Annotated in this window: 11 protein-coding genes; 5 read left to right on the top strand and 6 right to left on the bottom strand. The window is 38.3% G+C overall.

Annotated elements, in window-relative coordinates; translation table 11 throughout:
* Positions 1 to 34: 34 nt before the first annotated feature.
* Positions 35 to 745 (top strand): DUF4198 domain-containing protein, encoded by a 711-nt coding sequence (locus HDE68_RS16805; protein WP_183883380.1) that lies wholly within the window; start codon positions 35 to 37, stop codon positions 743 to 745.
* A gap of 129 nt (positions 746 to 874) precedes the next feature.
* Here HDE68_RS16805 and HDE68_RS16800 read toward each other — a convergent pair whose 3' ends face one another.
* From HDE68_RS16800 to HDE68_RS16780, 5 genes are all read right to left on the bottom strand, one after another.
* On the bottom strand, positions 875 to 4,048 hold the full coding sequence (locus HDE68_RS16800) for an efflux RND transporter permease subunit (RefSeq protein ID WP_183883379.1): 3,174 nt from the start codon (positions 4,046 to 4,048) through the stop codon (positions 875 to 877).
* A 22-nt stretch (positions 4,049 to 4,070) separates the two neighbouring features.
* Positions 4,071 to 5,228 carry an efflux RND transporter periplasmic adaptor subunit gene (locus tag HDE68_RS16795; RefSeq protein ID WP_183883378.1) on the bottom strand — a complete coding sequence of 386 codons (1,158 nt, stop codon included), beginning with the start codon at positions 5,226 to 5,228 and terminating at the stop codon, positions 4,071 to 4,073.
* A 5-nt stretch (positions 5,229 to 5,233) separates the two neighbouring features.
* Positions 5,234 to 6,559: a TolC family protein gene (locus tag HDE68_RS16790; protein WP_260171793.1), complete on the bottom strand. Its 1,326-nt coding sequence runs from the start codon at positions 6,557 to 6,559 to the stop codon at positions 5,234 to 5,236.
* A 61-nt stretch (positions 6,560 to 6,620) separates the two neighbouring features.
* Complete coding sequence (locus tag HDE68_RS16785; protein ID WP_183883376.1) at positions 6,621 to 7,205, bottom strand: TetR/AcrR family transcriptional regulator; 585 nt, start codon at positions 7,203 to 7,205, stop codon at positions 6,621 to 6,623.
* A 219-nt stretch (positions 7,206 to 7,424) separates the two neighbouring features.
* Positions 7,425 to 10,700, bottom strand: coding sequence for a TonB-dependent receptor (locus HDE68_RS16780; RefSeq protein ID WP_183883375.1), 3,276 nt, complete (start codon positions 10,698 to 10,700; stop codon positions 7,425 to 7,427).
* Between the two features lie 346 nt (positions 10,701 to 11,046).
* Here HDE68_RS16780 and lpdA point away from each other — a divergent pair, with 346 nt between their 5' ends.
* Both lpdA and HDE68_RS16770 read left to right on the top strand, forming a co-directional pair.
* Positions 11,047 to 12,435, top strand: a complete 1,389-nt coding sequence (gene lpdA, locus HDE68_RS16775) for a dihydrolipoyl dehydrogenase (RefSeq protein WP_183883374.1) — start codon at positions 11,047 to 11,049, stop codon at positions 12,433 to 12,435.
* Positions 12,436 to 12,524: 89 nt separating this feature from the next.
* Positions 12,525 to 13,364, top strand: coding sequence for an MBL fold metallo-hydrolase (locus HDE68_RS16770; RefSeq protein ID WP_183883373.1), 840 nt, complete (start codon positions 12,525 to 12,527; stop codon positions 13,362 to 13,364).
* A gap of 66 nt (positions 13,365 to 13,430) precedes the next feature.
* Here the strand turns inward: HDE68_RS16770 and HDE68_RS16765 are convergent, their stop codons facing one another.
* Positions 13,431 to 13,634 carry a helix-turn-helix domain-containing protein gene (locus HDE68_RS16765; RefSeq protein WP_183883372.1) on the bottom strand — a complete coding sequence of 68 codons (204 nt, stop codon included), beginning with the start codon at positions 13,632 to 13,634 and terminating at the stop codon, positions 13,431 to 13,433.
* Positions 13,635 to 14,124: 490 nt separating this feature from the next.
* Between HDE68_RS16765 and HDE68_RS16760 the strand changes: the two genes are divergently transcribed.
* On the top strand, positions 14,125 to 14,985 hold the full coding sequence (locus HDE68_RS16760; RefSeq protein ID WP_062547391.1) for an RNA polymerase sigma factor RpoD/SigA: 861 nt from the start codon (positions 14,125 to 14,127) through the stop codon (positions 14,983 to 14,985).
* Between the two features lie 118 nt (positions 14,986 to 15,103).
* Entirely contained in the window at positions 15,104 to 16,552 is a 1,449-nt protein-coding gene (locus HDE68_RS16755; protein ID WP_183883371.1) for a glyceraldehyde-3-phosphate dehydrogenase, read from the top strand.
* Positions 16,553 to 16,879: the final 327 nt, after the last annotated feature.

Genomic DNA, 16,879 nt, shown 5'->3' with positions numbered 1-16,879 from the left:
AGAATTCAAGAATAAATCAATTAACTATAATCAAATGAAAAAACTAGCCTTCTTAACCCTGAGCATTGCATTCTGCCTGATCACCAGCAAAATTTCTGCACACGCTCTTTGGATAGAAACCGGTAATACCGGAAAAATCGGTCAGCCTCAAACTGTAAAAGTTTATTATGGTGAATATGTTTCTAATGAAAGAGAAAATGTATCCAAATGGTATTCTGACGTCAAAGACTTCACTTTATGGCTTGTAGGCCCCGATCAGCAAAGAACTCAGCTAAAGCTGGCTGCTGACAGCAATTCATTCACAAGTAGCTTTACACCTGATAAAAACGGATCATATAACTTAGAAGTAAGTCATGAGGCTAAAGAACTTGGCGGGACAACTAAGTATCATTTTCTGGCAAGCGCTAATATTACTGTTGGAAAAACAAATGCAGTTGCTTTAAATTCTAACGTATTGAATTTAAAATTGGATAACACTTCACCAGTAAAAGTAAACCAGGCTATTAAATTAAATGCCTCATTAAACAAAGAAGCTGCAAAAGCTAAAACAGTTACCATTTTCTCTCCTTCGGGCTGGTCTAAAGAAACCAAAACAGATGAAAATGGCAATGTTGAGTTTACGCCAATCTGGCCGGGAAGATATGTAATTGAAGTAGCTGAATTCCAAAAAGTAAAAGGTGAACATCAGGGCAAAGCTTATGAAGCTGTATGGCAAGGCGCTACTTACAGCTTTGAAGTCAAATAATTAAACTGATAATTTTTCAAAGGATAAGATGATATCTGCAAATAGATATCACACAAAAAGGGCGGTTCCAATTGGGACCGCCCTTTTTGTGTGATATAGAATGCTGTTATTTAACCAGCATTGCTCTATTTAATCTGCATGCAATACATCCGCATGTTCTTCTGGTTTATAATTCGCCTCTAACTCGGCCAATTTCTTTTTACCATAAGCCAGCTTAGTGATCAGTACAAACAATACCGGAACAATAAACAAGGCAAGAATCGTTGCCGAAAGCATACCCGCAGCTACCGTCCATCCAATAGTCATACGGGATACTGCACCAGCACCCGAAGAAATGATCAAAGGAATAACCCCCAGAATAAATGCCAGTGAAGTCATGATAATCGGGCGTAACCTTAATTTAACAGCTTCAATAGTCGCTGCAATTAATTCCATCCCCCAGTCAACACGCTCTTTTGCGAACTCGACAATCAGAATCGCATTCTTCGCAGATAAACCAATCAGGGTAATCAAACCCACCTGTGCATAAATATTATTATCCAGTTTCGGCAAGAATATCAAGGCCAGGATAGCCCCGAATAAACCAAGCGGTACAGCTAATAAAATAGAGAAAGGGACTGACCAGCTCTCATATAATGCAGCCAGCAGCAAGAATACAAAGACGATGATCAAACCAAAGATCAGTGTCGTACTGTTACCAGCTTCTGTTTCTTCCAAACTCAAACCAGAGAAGTTATAAGTATAACCCTGTGGTAAAGTTTGTGCAGCAACTTCTCTTAAAGCCTGTAACGCATCACCAGAACTTCTTCCAGGTCTTGCAGCTCCACCAATTTCAATCGATCTGAACATATTATAGTGATTGATAATCGAAGCATTTTCAGTCATCTTATAAGATACAAATGCACTTAATGGTACAGGTGTGCCTACACTATTATTCACATAGATCTGGTTTAAGTTTTCAATACTGCTTCTAAAATTCGTATCTGCCTGAGAAACTACCCTGAAACTACGTCCGTATTTCGTAAAGTCATTGATATAGCTACTACCCAGATAAGAAGAAATCGTGCTGTATACCGCTCCGATAGAAACGCCCATCCTCTTTACTTTATCACGATCTACATGAAGCTGATAATTTGGGGTCCTTGCGTTAAATAAGGTATAGGCAAATCCAATTTCAGGACGCTGATTTGCAGCCGCCAGGAACTTACCGACCACACCTTCAAATTTCTTAATATCACCAGCCTGTTTTTCCTGGATCTGCATAGAGAAACCACCACTGATACCTAAACCTGGAATTGGCGGCGGTGTAACTGCAAGCACACTTCCATCTTTATCACCAGCAAACGTTTTAGACACACTGGCTAAAACTGTAGCCACATCTCTTTTACGGTCATCCCAGTTTTTCAGCTGTACGAAGAATGTACCCGCATTAGATTTAAATGATCTGTTCAGAATGTTAATACCACTTACAGAAGTGATATTCTCGACCTCAGGAATATTAGTCTGTATAGAGTCAGTAATTCTTTTAATAAAAGCATTGGTACGAACTGCAGATGCACCTTCTGGTAAGGTCACCCCCATAATAAAGATACCAGCATCCTCATTCGGAATAAACCCTGAAGGTTTTTTCACAAATAAACCAACCGTACCTACATAGATACAAGCCAGAATGATCATTACTAAAGGTGCTTTTTTCAAGGCCCATCTTACTCCATTTGAATATCCATGAGTTACCCTTGCAAACCAGCTATTGAATTTAAAGAAGAATTTATTCAATCCTCTTGAATCTTTAGTCAGGTTCATTGGCGTTAATAATAAGGAACACAATGCCGGAGTCAGTGATAACGCGATAAAAGCCGAAATCAATACCGATACCGCAATCGTAATCGCAAACTGCTGATACAACTGACCAACCATACCTGGTATAAATCCTACCGGAATAAATACCGCAGCCAGAATCAATGCAATCGCAATTACCGGAGCAGTAATATCCTTCATCGCTTTGCGGGTAGCATCAGGTGCTGAAAGCCCTTCGTGGTCCATATAATGCTGGACCGCTTCCACAACCACAATCGCATCATCCACCACAATACCAATTGCGAGGACAAAACCAAACATGGTCAGTACGTTAATAGAGAAACCTAAAAGCGTAAAGAAGATAAAAGTACCGATAATAGAAACCGGGATCGCCAGTACAGGGATCAGTGTTGCTCTCCAGCTCTGTAAGAAGAAGAATACCACAATCGTTACCAGGATAAGTGCTTCAACCAGGGTATGAATTACCTCAGAGATCGATACCTTAATAATAGAAACTGTTTCATAACTGATTTTGAAATCCAGATCCTTAGGGAACGACTTCTTCAATTCAGCCATCGTCTGATCAATACCTTCAGCAGTCTGAACCGCGTTTCCACCAGGAGTCTGATTGACAGCCATCAGTGAAGCAACTTTACCATTTACTTTTGCAGTTGTAGAATAAGCAAACTCACCCAATTCTACACGGGCTACATCTTTAAGATAGACAGGAGAACCATCCTGACCAGTTTTAACCACTATATTTCTAAATTGCTCTTCAGAGTTTAAATCCCCGTCCATTACTACAGAGAATTCAAAAGTTTGTGAATTCTGCTGAGGCGGCCCACCTACACTACCACCGGGAGCACGTGTATTCTGTTCAGCAATTGCAGCAGAAACCTGTGATGGGGTTAAACCTAATCTCGCTAATTTACCGGCATCCAGCCAAACCCGCATACTAAAAGGCTGACTAAATACCTGCACATCTCCTACACCTTTGATACGCAACAACGCATCCTTTACATATAAGTTTACATAGTTGGAGATAAATTTCTGATCATAAGTCCCATTCGGAGAATACAGACCAATAACCATTAAAATATCATTATTTGCTTTTTTAGTAGTAATACCCAAACGCTGAACAGCCTCAGGCAATCCCGGTTGTGCAATACCTACCCTGTTCTGCACATCAAGTGCAGCGATATCGATATTGGTACCTACATCAAAAGTTACAGTAATCGCCGACCGGCCATCTGATGTACTGTTTGACGACAGGTATTTCATTCCTGGCGTACCGTTAATCTGACTCTCAATTTGCGTAGTTACCGTTTGTTCTACTGTTTGCGCATCCGCTCCTGTATAGGTACCGGTAACGGTAACTGTAGGCGGCGCAATACTCGGATACTGACTGATCGGCAATGTGGTGATCACAATCGCTCCTATCAGTACAATTAATATGGAAATGACGATCGCCGTGACCGGTCGTTTTATAAATACTTCTGATATCATATTCTTGAAATTCTTATAATAACTATTTCTTTGGTGCAGCCGCTGCCGGTTGCTGTCCATTTGCTTCTGCTACCGATCCTGCATGTACTACTGCACCAGGTCTCACGTTCTGAACACCGTCCACAACAATAACTTCCCCTTTTTTCAGACCGCTTTTCACTACGATATTCTGATCTACCTGCGTACCTACCTTGATTACTCTTGGCGCTGCTTTACTGCTGTCACCAACCACATAGACATTAAATTCGCCTAATTGTTCAGTTACCGCTTTATAAGGGATCACTAACTGGTTACCCACCTGTTTGTTCAATACCTGTAAATTCACGTTCATACCCGAAATCAATCTGCCGCCTTCATTTGGATAGCTGATCCTTACTTTGATAGTACCTGTCTGAGGATCTACCGCACGGTCAATTGCAATAATTCTGCCCTGACGTTTGTAAATACTATTATCCTGCAATTGGATGCTGAACAAAGAATCTTTAACCGCAGCAGCGTTTTTCTCCAACTGGATAAAACGAGGGATCTCACCCTGATTTACAGGAATATCCACAGCAATCGGATCATTTGTAGAAACCGTATTTAAAAGTGTCGTACCCGGAGAAGCCAGAGCGCCTAGTTTTACTTGCGAAATACCAATTGTACCCGTTAAAGGAGATACAATAATTGAGCGCTGTAAATCATTTGCAGCCGAAGCAAGATTTGCTTTTGCAGCCGCGATTTGCGATTCAGCGTTCGCCAGGTCGGTCAAAGCATAATCTACACGCTGTTTAGCGATCGCTTCCTGCTGTGCCAGTTTAGTATAACGGTCAGCATCTTTTTTTGCTTTATCACGATTTGCTTTTGCAACCGCTACATTAGCCTGAGCCGAGTTATAAGCCGCCTGATATTTAGTACGGTCAATTTCATATAATTTTTGTCCTTTAGTTACACGCTGACCATCTTTTACATAGATCGCTGTGATATAACCACCAACCTGTGCACGCAGTTCAACTTCATTTAAAGCGACAACCACACCAGGATAAGTATCCACTGTAGTTACCGGCTGCTCATCTACCGTATAGGTAGTTACCGGAGTTGCCGGAGGAGGTCCTTGTTGCGGTGCAGGTTTACCACCGCAAGATGCTAATGTTACTGAACCAAGGATTAATATGCCTAATTTTATGTATTTAATGTCCATGTCTTTTATTGGTTTACGGTGATTATACCTAGTGCTTGTTTTACGTCTAATTTTGACGAAAGGAGGTTATATAATGAATTCAGATAATTAATTTGCGCAGTACGAAGGTCTGTTTCCGAAGTCGTCAGGTCCAGGTAAGTTTTGATCCCTTCATCATATTGAAGTTTGATCGTGTTGTAAACCTGTTTTGAAATATCAACGTTTTCTTTGTTCGTATGTAAATCGTTCAGATTAGCTTTATAAGTCGCTATCGCCTGTTCATATTGCGTATTGATCTTATTTTTGGTATTCACTAAATCCAGATCAATCTTTCTTTCCTGCAATTGTGATTTTCTGATTTCCTGTGTACGTTTACCTCCAAGGAAGATTGGCACTGCAAGTTTCAGGCCCACAACCGAACTTGGGAAATTCTGATCATATAAATTACTCAGTGTATTGTTCTGGTAATTCCATCCGTAATTGATAAAACCGGAAAGCGTTGGAGAATAAGCCCATTTATTATAACTGGTTGTAATTTTCTGCAACTGTTTCTGTGTTTCAAGTAAACGGTATTCCACACGGTTCTGATAGTTCAGCAACTGCGCTGTATCAATCATCACATCTTTCTCCATATCACTCGAAGTAAAAGATAAGCCGAATGGTTTTTCAGCACTATAACCAATTAATTCTCTTAAGTAAGCATATTTATACTTCAGCAATTCTTCCGTTCTTTTTCTGTCGGCTTTAGAATTGCTCAAACTAATCTGCGCCCTTTGAAAATCAGTCTTATCAACCAGACCAGCGTCATATTGAGCTTTGGCATCATTGAATTGTTTTTCCTGTCTGGCGATATTCTCAGCAATGATATTCAACTGCTCTTTGCTGGTCAGTACATCATAGAATGCTTTACTCACATCAACTATCGTAGTGATCTTTGTATTTTCAGTACTCTGTTTATACTGCTGTCTGTAAAATTTAGCAGATTTTGAAGCCTGGATCAGACCTGCATTTAAAAACTGCTGGTCAGCCTGCAAAACAAAAGAAGAAGTGTTCTTACCGCCAAAGGTTAATAAAGAAGTCTGTCCGTTTGTAGTCAGGATCTGAGATTGCTGCTTAAAATTATGGTTTACCGTTCCGGTACCATTAATCTGAGGTAACCAGCCAGATAATGCTGATTTGATTTCTCTTTCTCCGATTTCTTCGTCAATCAGTGACTGCTGTACCCCAGGCTTATTTTTTAAAGCGTAATCAATACACTCCTGCAGGCTGGCATTACTCAGTGTCGGCTGTTCTTTGACTCCCGTCTGGGCGTATAACAGCCCTGGCAGAAGAGCCATTATGCTGACGAGCATAATTAAAATCAATTTGTGTGGTTTCATATATATATTAAGGGTATTTATTTTACTATTCATATTACTGTCTTTTAATTCCGTCCCAGATTACGCTGATCACTTCAATAATATCTTCCTTAGAAAACACAATCTGACCAGATAACTGGAAAGTTGCAGCAGCGACAAGTGTCCCTTTTATAGTAGGGGCCAGTAGCCTGGAATCAATATTTCTGAAATAAGCATTATCTATGCCATATTGAAATAATGTAATCACCTTGTCGGCAAATAATTGACTATCATTTTCCGGAAAATTCTTTGCAAAAGGAGAACTCATATATTGCTCCAGAAAAAACAAGGAGTCTTCATTCTCTACATAAAAATTAAACTGGTTGATCATTAGATTGAAAAACCGGTCTTTATAAGGCTTTTCAGGGTCATCACCGGCAGATATAGCCAATGCCAGCTTATCCTTCACATGCACATAAAGTTCCAGTATGAGTGTTTCTTTGGAATCAAAATAATGATAGATCGTGCCAGCAGCAACACCGGCATGTTTAGCAATCAGACTCATGGGAGCGCCATGAAACCCATGTTCTTTAATTAAAGTCAGTGTACTGTTTAGGACAGCCACCCTTTTTCCTGTATTATCTTCTAATTGAACGTTCATTCGGTTGCAAATAAACACAAATTAAATATACGAAATAATTGTTTAACCTAATATGACAGAAAATTGATTTAAGCGCTTATACCGGTCTTAAGGCAAAAGCCCAAACATTTTAATACGGTTTGGGCTTCTTAAAAGAAAAGTTATATGAAATAAATATAATCAAAACAAAAGCCCCATTCTGAAGAATCAGAATGGGGCTTAAATTAAAAATCAGAGATCTTAGTTGAAGCTATATCTGGCACCAACCTGGATCTGGTATCTTGAAGAAATATCAGTGTTATTTCTAAATGTATTAGGAGTTAAACCTTGGTTAACTGTATAAGTTGGAGTTAAAACAGTTGGGCTCACTACACCTTGAGACTGTAAAAAGTTAGTCATTCCAGGAGTTTGAGTTAATCCCCAGTTTTTGTTCAATAAGTTACCGAAGTTGATGATATCTACAGAAATTTCAAATCTGCTGTTAGATTTTCCACCAAAAACAGTTTTAATCTGTTGAAGGATTCTTACATCAAAACGGTTTGCCCAAGGATATTCAGCACCATTTCTTTCAGCAACCTGACCTCTGTGTTTGCTTAAATATTTATCCTGATTGATGTAAGCATCTAATCTGGCCCACTGCTGATCAGCTGTTTCTGCAGTTGTGGTCTTCGAAGCAGCAATATCCTTTAAAATGATATCATTACGATCTCTTGGAATGTACATTAAATCGTTGAAAGTTGAGTTATCATTGTTAACGTTACCAGCAGTTACATAAGAGAACCTTGTGTTACCGAAACCATCACCATAAGGAGAGCCTTCATATACCACACCAATTGAAGTAGGTAATTGACGGATAATAGAGAAGTTAAAGTTAACAGAAGCAATTACTCTGTTTTTAACTAAGAAACTGCTATATGCTAATGTTGGTTTGTTTGGGTCACCAGCAACCTGGTTACCATTGAAAGCTGAAGCAGCCTGTGAGCCTGGAGTTGAAGTAATATCACGTGCATCACTTCTGGTATATGCAACCATTAAATCTACATACTGACCAAATCTTTTTTGCAGCTGTCCGGTAATATTCCATGCATATCCTTTGTTTGTATTATCAAATACAATAGCATTAGTCAGGAATGGATTAATTCTGTTTGCATTACCACCCGGGAAGTAAGGACGTGTATCGCCAGTACCAGTCAGGTTAGCTGTAGGATTAACTAAGTTAGCATCTCTGTGAAATACTTCATTGATTGATTTAGTATACATACCATCAATTGTAGCAATAACTCCACCTGGCAATTTATAATCAACGGCTAAACTAGATCTCCATACCTGAGGTACTTTGAAGTTATTTACAGCCTGGTTGATTGCAAATGTAGCTGGGTTTGCTGGATTAGCAGGAATATAAGCTGAAGGATCAGGGCTGAAAGGACGATTTTTTGGATTAGTTAAAAAGTCGTTACCTGAACCTAATCCTGTGTTTCCTGCCTGGTTAGTTAACCAAACTGCTGGAACAGCTCCTGTGAATATACCAGAACCACCACGTACCTGAAGTCTGCCATCTGAATTAACATCCCAGTTGAAACCAACACGAGGAGAAATTAAGATCTGAGTTTTAGGTAATTTACCTACATCTAATTTTTCACCATCACGGAAAGTCGCAGCAGTTACCAATGGGTTAGACTGAATTTTTGAAGTATAGATTGGCATATCAAATCTGATACCATAAGTCAGCTTAAAGTTAGGTTTAATGTACCATTCATCCTGTGCATAAGCTGCAACCGGCATCTGGCTAAAAACAGCAGCAGCAGGATTAGGATTATTTTTATCAGTTGAATAAGTTAACTGGTATAAAGATGGATTAACAGATTTATCACCATTAGCAGCAGCTAAAAAGTCATTCATTGATTTATATCTGAATTGACCGTATAAGAACTGAGCAAATGCATTCTGAAATTTTTGATAGCCTACAGAACCACCAATAGTGATTGTATGATTACCGGCAAAAATGTTAAAGTTCTCATTTAAGGTATATATATCCTGATTCAATGTATTTAAACCACTAAAAGGCTCTGTACCGAAAGAGATATAGTTACCAGAGTTTCCATCTTCAATATCTACAACCGGGAATGGGTTACCAGCTGTTTTACGGTAATCACGGAAACCAGTATATACTAATTGTAAGTTATTTGCAAATTTCTCACTGAAACGTGTGTTTAACTCTGCAGTAACCGAATTGATGTTACTGTATTGTGTATATCTCATACCGTCAAAAAACATAGAAGTCAGTGATTGTCCACGGCCTCTGTTAGAGTTTGAAGTACTTGGGTTAAGATCTTTGAAAGATTTAAGGTAGTTATATCTTACAGTTAATCTGTTTGCATCATTGATATTCCAGTCTAAACGTGCAGTAACGTTATCTGAATTTTGCAAATTGCTATAACCTGAATATACTCCAGGATCATATCCAAAATTCTTAATTAAAGTATTCTTAACCAGATCAAGATCTGAAGTTAATACTCTGGAAACATTGATTGGGTCACTAGCACTTGCTTTTGCATTTGGGTTAGCAAGAATGTTAGTACCTGGAGAAGTACGTCTTGAAATCTCACCGTTTACGAAGAAAAATAATTTATTCTTGATAATCGGTCCACCAAATCTGAAACCAAATTGTTTATTTAAAAACGCCTGACTTGATTTGTCAAGTGTTACATCACCAACATTATAACCTTGTAAGTTCTGATCTTTATAATAGGTATAAATCGAACCTGAAAAATCATTTGTACCTGCTTTAGTAATTGCGTTCACACCAGCACCAGTAAAACCACTTTGTTTTACATCATAAGGCGCAAGGTTGACCTGTAATTCTTCTAATGCATCCAAAGAAAAAGGCTGAGCTCCTGTGCCACCACCAGGTAATGATGATAAACCAAAAACGTTGTTCATTTGCGCACCATCTAATGTTAGTGAGTTAAATAAACTGTTTCTACCAGCAAAAGAGAAACCATCACCTTTAGTATTAGCCTGAGGAGTTAGTTTAGTCAGGTCAGTGATACTTCTTGAAATCGCAGGAAGCTCCTGAATTTGCTTCTGAGATACGTTAGTAGCAGCACCAGTTCTTGAACTGTTGATTACTTTACTTTTATTCGCTGTAATTGTTACGTCACTTAATTGTTGCGCTCCGTCCGATAAAACAACATTTAATGGATAAGAACCACCTAATTTAAGATTAAGGTTGTCGTATTTGGCAGCCTGAAATCCAATAAAAGTGATAGTAACTGAATAAGGTCCACCAACACGCATGTTAGCAATTGTAAAACGACCATCTCCATTTGTAGTTGTCGTATAAACTGAACCTGTTGGTACGTGAACAGCTTTAACGCTCGCACCAGGCAACGGGCCTTTCGCATCTTTTACGATACCCGTCATTGCTGAAGTAGTAACCTGAGCATGTGCAGAGAACATTGTTCCTACAACCGCAAGCATGATGACTACGATTCTAAATAGTAAAGATTTCTTCATAATTCTTTTTTAATGAATTTTGTTTTGTTTTCGAACGCAGGGCGCTCGGGTAAATAATAGTTTACGGGCACAAAAGTATGTATTAAATATACAACGTTTTAGCTTTCTATGTTAACAAATCATTAATTATATGTGTTTTTTTTCCACAATTAACATTTAAAATACAAGCTTAACCAACAGTTTATCAGTCAATTATTCGGCATAACCAGAAATCACAGTATTTCCTGAAAATGGGATTTGGACTTAACACACTTACAAATTCACGTCACAAAAATCAAATGCGCTGTTTAACGAACATTTTTTTTTATTTTTGGGCTTTACTAAGTTAAGTCCCCTATTAAAAGATATGAACTACGATGTAATTATAATAGGTAGCGGTCCTGGCGGATACGTTGCTGCAATCAGAGCGTCACAATTAGGTTTAAAAACTGCAATTGTAGAACGTGAATCCTTAGGTGGGATCTGCCTTAACTGGGGCTGTATTCCAACCAAAGCTTTATTAAAAAGTGCACAGGTATTTGAATATATCAATCATGCAGCAGAATACGGTATTAAAACTGCCGAAGCTGAAGCTGATTTTGCAGCTGTGATTAAACGCAGCCGTGGTGTAGCTGAAGGAATGAGCAAAGGCGTTCAGTTTTTAATGAAAAAAAACAAAATTGACGTAGTAATGGGTACCGGTAAAGTTAAACCGGGCAATAAGGTTGAAGTTAAAGGTGCAGACGGTTCTACAACAGAATTAACTGCAAAAAATATTATCCTTGCTACAGGCGGGCGTTCAAAAGAATTACCAAGTGTAAAACAAGACGGTAAAAAAATCATTGGTTACAGACAGGCAATGGTTTTACCTGAAATGCCTAAATCAATGGTTATCGTTGGTTCCGGAGCTATCGGAGTAGAATTCGCTTATTTCTATGCAACAATGGGAACGAAAGTAACTGTAGTTGAATTCATGGAAAACATCGTTCCTGTAGAAGATGAAGATGTTTCTAAACAATTATTACGCAGCTTCAAAAAAGCAGGTATCGAAGTCATGACTTCTTCGAGCGTAGAATCAGTAGATACAACTGGTGCAGGCTGTAAAGTTCAGGTTAAAACTGCTGCTGGTATGCAAACTATTGAATGCGATATCGTTCTTTCAGCTGCTGGTGTTGTTGCAAACCTTGAAAATATAGGCCTGGAAGAAACAGGTATCAAAACTGAAAAAGGTAAAGTAGTTGTAGACGAATTCTATAATACTTCTGTAAAAGGATATTATGCAATTGGTGATATCGTTGGCGGACAAGCTCTGGCACACGTTGCTTCTGCAGAAGGAATTATCTGTGTAGAGAAAATTGCCGGTCACTCTCCTGAGCCTTTAGATTACAACAATATTCCTGGCTGTACTTACTGCTCACCAGAAATTGCTTCTGTAGGTTATACTGAGAAAGCAGCTAAAGCAGCAGGTTATGAATTGAAAATTGGTAAATTCCCATTCTCAGCATCAGGTAAAGCAAGTGCTGCAGGTGCAAAAGATGGTTTCATCAAAATGATCTATGATGCAAAATATGGTGAATTATTAGGCGCGCACATGATTGGTGCAAATGTAACTGAACTGATTGCAGAAATCGTTGTTGCCCGTAAATTAGAAACTACTGGTCATGAAATGTTAAAAGCTGTCCACCCTCACCCAACCATGAGTGAAGCAATTATGGAAGCTACTGCTGATGCTTACGGAGAAGTAATTCACTTGTAAAAAAGCAGGCTATAATATATATATAGATAAGAAACCCGCCGATAACTCAGCGGGTTTCTTATTTTTACGGCATACCAAATTTCCTTTATATGAACCTACATACTATAGATACCGGATTGTTTAAACTGGATGGCGGCGCAATGTTTGGCGTAGTCCCAAAATCTATCTGGCAGAAAAGTAATCCTGCAGACGCAAACAATATGTGTACCTGGGCCATGCGCTGTTTATTAATAGAAGACGGTGACCGCCTGATTTTAATTGATACGGGTATAGGTAATAAACAGGATGAAAAATTTCTGAGTCATTATTATTTGCATGGCGATGATACCATGGAGAAATCACTTGCTTCCAAAGGATTCAGTACAGCTGATATTACCGATGTGTTTCTTACCCATTTACACTTTGACCATTGCGGCGGTGCGATTGTCCGTGAGGGCGAAAAATTAGTTCCTGCATTTAAGCAGGCTAACTACTGGAGTAACCAGAAACACTGGAACTGGGCTGTAAATCCTAATGACAGAGAAAAAGCTTCATTTTTGAAAGATAACATCCTGCCCCTACAAGAAAGCGGTCAGCTGAATTTTATTGACGATCAGGAAGGGATCGAATTCCAGCCAGGTTTTAAGGTACGTTTTGCATTTGGACATACCGATGCGATGATGCTGCCCCAGTTAACTTATAAAGAGCATACGATCATTTATACAGCAGATTTACTGCCATCAACAGGCCATATCCCCCTACCCTATGTCATGTCTTATGACATGTTCCCTCTACAAACTTTAAAAGAGAAGAAAGCATTTCTGGAAGAAGCAGCAGCAAAAAACTACATTTTATATTTAGAGCATGATCCTGTCAATGAATGCTGCACCGTTCAGCAAACAGAAAAAGGGATCAGATTAAAAGATACTTTAAAACTGGCAGATTTATAAGAGCCGTTTAATCAATGGGGCATTGGATTACTGAATAAAGAACCGATATAGCCAGATACAGTTCTTTTAAGGGATATATTCTAAAATATCTCCCGGCTGACAATCCAGTGCCTTACAAATAGCCTCCAGGGTTTCCAGCCTGACTGCTTTTGCCTTTCCTGTTTTAAGTATAGAAAGATTAGACAGAGTGATATTAACCTTCAGACTCAATTCAGTAAGAGAAACTTTGCGTTTAGCTAGCATTACATCCAGATTAATAACTATTGGCATATGCAGATCTTTATCAAAAGTGAGAAAAATAAATTCATATCCTGAATTCAGAACTATAAAAATCGGTAAAATTGTCGGCTTTTGCAGACATCTTTTTCTGAAATCAAAGAATTTTAAGAAAAATTATTAAAATATGATGATGGTAATATTAAATAATGAGCTGTGACATATTTAATTTAATAAACATATTTCTCATTAAATTATCATATAAATTCAATAAAACACACTTCTTTAAGTCTTAATAATTGATACTTCCAAAAGATGAATTATTAAAAAACAAGCATTTATGATTGCAAAACAATAAATAATATACATTTGTCAATATCCGGCAGGCATACTGTCAAAAGTACTTTGGAATAATTTTTGCTACTCATTTATCGTATAAATAACCAGTGTAAAGTGTAACATTTTCAGGAATTTATGTTTTTAAATTGCCTTTTAATCCTTACTTTTGCACGTTCTAACACATAAAGAGCACCAAAGCATATAAATGAGACAACTCAAAATCACCCAATCCATAACCAATCGCGAGAGTCAATCTCTAGACAAATATCTTCATGAGATTGGTAAAGTAGATTTAATCACCGCAGAAGAAGAAGTAATACTTGCAAGAAAGATACGTGAAGGTGATCAGGCAGCTCTGGAGCGTCTGACAAAGACAAACTTACGTTTCGTAGTTTCCGTGGCCAAGCAATACCAGAATCAGGGATTAACTTTAGGTGATTTAATTAATGAGGGTAACCTTGGATTGATCAAAGCAGCTAAGCGTTTTGATGAAACAAAGGGTTTCAAATTTATCTCTTACGCTGTATGGTGGATCCGTCAGTCAATTTTACAGGCTATCGCTGAACAAAGCCGTATTGTGCGTCTTCCATTAAACCAGGTTGGTTCATTGAGCAAGATCAGTAAAGCATTCTCTAAATTAGAGCAGGAATTTGAGCGTGAGCCTTCTCCTGAAGAATTAGCTGATATCCTTGAAACAACTGTAGATAAGATCTCTGACACTTTAAGTAACTCCGGAAGACACGTTTCCATGGATGCCCCTTTTGTTCAGGGTGAAGAAAACACCTTATTGGATGTTTTAGAAAATCACGAGCCTAATACAGACAGTAGTTTAATTAACGAATCACTTTCTGAAGAAATTAAACGTTCTCTTTCTACATTAACTGAGCGTGAACGTGAAATCATCGTTCTTTTCTTTGGCTTAAGTACTAACCACCCGCTTTCTCTGGAAGAAATAGGTGAGAAATTTAACTTAACCCGTGAACGTGTACGTCAGATTAAAGATAAAGCATTACAACGTCTGCGTCATACCTCACGTAGTAAAATATTAAAATCATACTTAGGTTAATCTCTTCAGGACTATTTAAAATCTAAATAGAATTAAGCTTAAATAATCGGATAGAAAAAGATTGGGTTTCCCCCAATCTTTTTTACTTTTGTGGCATTCTAACCAAATAAATCCCGATATGTTTAATAAATACCAATCCGAATTTCAGAACTGGATTGAAAAAGAGAAAAAAGCAGTTGAATTACTCAATGTTGTTGGCCAGCTCTGGTTTGACAGATCTATTGAACTTGTCCTTTTCCGCAAACCATTATTCGATGTAGGCAGCAGCGAGATCCTCGCTCATCACCAGTATGCCAAAGAAATTTCGGCCAAAGACATCAACATTTATGAAACACTGGAACTGGCTAATGAAATTGCGAAATGTAATCTTGCGCCTTCACGTGTTGACATCGGAAGACTTGCTGCTGAATGGCTGGATGAGAACAATGACTTTGCAACTATGCACGATTTTGTAATCAGCAAACTGAGCCGTCATATCGGAAAGGACAAAATCAGCCTGTTACCAAAGGATGTAGTTTTGTTTGGCTTCGGAAGAATCGGAAGGCTGGCTGCCCGAGAATTAATTCTTCAGGCCGGGAAAGGTGAACAGCTAAGATTACGTGCTATCGTTACCAGAACTTATAGTGACGAGGAGCTGATCAAACGTGCAGAACTATTACGCACAGACTCTGTTCATGGTACTTTCAATGGGATTATTATTGAAGATTTCATCAATAAAGCATTAATTATCAATGGGCAAACTATCTATTTTATAGTCGCAAACAATCCTGAGGATATAGACTATACAGCTTATGGTATTGAAGATGCATTATTAATTGATAATACAGGTGTATTCCGTGACCGTGAAGGACTTAGCCGCCACCTGGCAGCTAAAGGTATTGCCAAAGTATTACTGACCGCACCAGCCAAAGGAGATATCCCTAATATAGTTGCCGGCATTAATGATGCTGACTTTGATTTTAATAAAGAGACTATCGTTTCAAATGCTTCCTGTACAACGAACGCTATTGTTCCCGTCCTGAAAGTTATCGATGATTCTTTTGGTATAGAGAAAGGACATATTGAAACAATCCATTCTTATACAAATGACCAGAATTTATTGGATAATTATCACAAAAAATATCGTCGCGGAAGATCTGCAGCCCTAAATATGGTTATTACTGAAACTGGTGCTGATAAAGCAGTAGCAAAAGTAATCCCTCATCTGGGAGGAAAATTAACAGGGAATGCAGTACGTGTTCCTACGCCGAACGTTTCACTGGCTATTCTGAATTTATCATTAAATAAAGTGACTTCAAGAGACGAAGTAATTGATATTATCAAACAGGCTTCTCTTTTTGGAGATCTGTCAGAACAAATAGAATTTTCTATCTCTAATGAGCTGGTAAGTTCTGACTTAATCGGAAACAGTCATGCTTCAATTATTGACGGTCCGGCTACAATTATGGCAAAAGATAATAAATCAGTAGTGATCTATACCTGGTATGATAACGAATACGGTTATACAAGACAGGTGATCCGTCTGGCTAAAAAGCTGGCTGGCGTAGTACGTCTGACCTACTACTAAGCTTATTTAAATAAAAAAAGCTGGAAACTTATCCAGTTCTGGCCGGAAGAAAAATCTTCCGGCTTTTTTTATGAATTAAAAAAAACCTATCTGATATTTTCTGAGATAAACCGGATAAAAATCAGCTGAAAGTCATCCCGAAAAACAGTGTAAAAACAGGGAAAACGACACCTTCATAACTAACTGATCATCAATGTAGTAGCCTAACCTTGTCCAGACCTTGTCCGAAGCTCTTCCAGAGGTGCTTCAAACCTCATTCAGTTTTTATCGGATAAACACTGAATTTAAGGTGAATTACTTTTTAAATAAAAATTAATTACTATAGCA

It is taken from the genome of Pedobacter cryoconitis (genome assembly GCF_014200605.1).
Taxonomy (GTDB): domain Bacteria; phylum Bacteroidota; class Bacteroidia; order Sphingobacteriales; family Sphingobacteriaceae; genus Pedobacter; species Pedobacter cryoconitis_B.
This window is presented reverse-complemented; position numbering and strand designations above follow the sequence as displayed.

Coding starts and splice junctions, on each gene's coding strand:
- HDE68_RS16800 (WP_183883379.1), bottom strand. CDS start 4,048: ATGATATCAGAAGTATTTATAAAACGACCGGTCACGGCGATCGTCATT.
- HDE68_RS16795 (WP_183883378.1), bottom strand. CDS start 5,228: ATGGACATTAAATACATAAAATTAGGCATATTAATCCTTGGTTCAGTA.
- lpdA (WP_183883374.1), top strand. CDS start 11,047: ATGAACTACGATGTAATTATAATAGGTAGCGGTCCTGGCGGATACGTT.
- HDE68_RS16805 (WP_183883380.1), top strand. CDS start 35: ATGAAAAAACTAGCCTTCTTAACCCTGAGCATTGCATTCTGCCTGATC.
- HDE68_RS16765 (WP_183883372.1), bottom strand. CDS start 13,634: ATGCCAATAGTTATTAATCTGGATGTAATGCTAGCTAAACGCAAAGTT.
- HDE68_RS16760 (WP_062547391.1), top strand. CDS start 14,125: ATGAGACAACTCAAAATCACCCAATCCATAACCAATCGCGAGAGTCAA.
- HDE68_RS16770 (WP_183883373.1), top strand. CDS start 12,525: ATGAACCTACATACTATAGATACCGGATTGTTTAAACTGGATGGCGGC.
- HDE68_RS16780 (WP_183883375.1), bottom strand. CDS start 10,700: ATGAAGAAATCTTTACTATTTAGAATCGTAGTCATCATGCTTGCGGTT.
- HDE68_RS16755 (WP_183883371.1), top strand. CDS start 15,104: ATGTTTAATAAATACCAATCCGAATTTCAGAACTGGATTGAAAAAGAG.
- HDE68_RS16790 (WP_260171793.1), bottom strand. CDS start 6,559: ATGCTCGTCAGCATAATGGCTCTTCTGCCAGGGCTGTTATACGCCCAG.
- HDE68_RS16785 (WP_183883376.1), bottom strand. CDS start 7,205: ATGAACGTTCAATTAGAAGATAATACAGGAAAAAGGGTGGCTGTCCTA.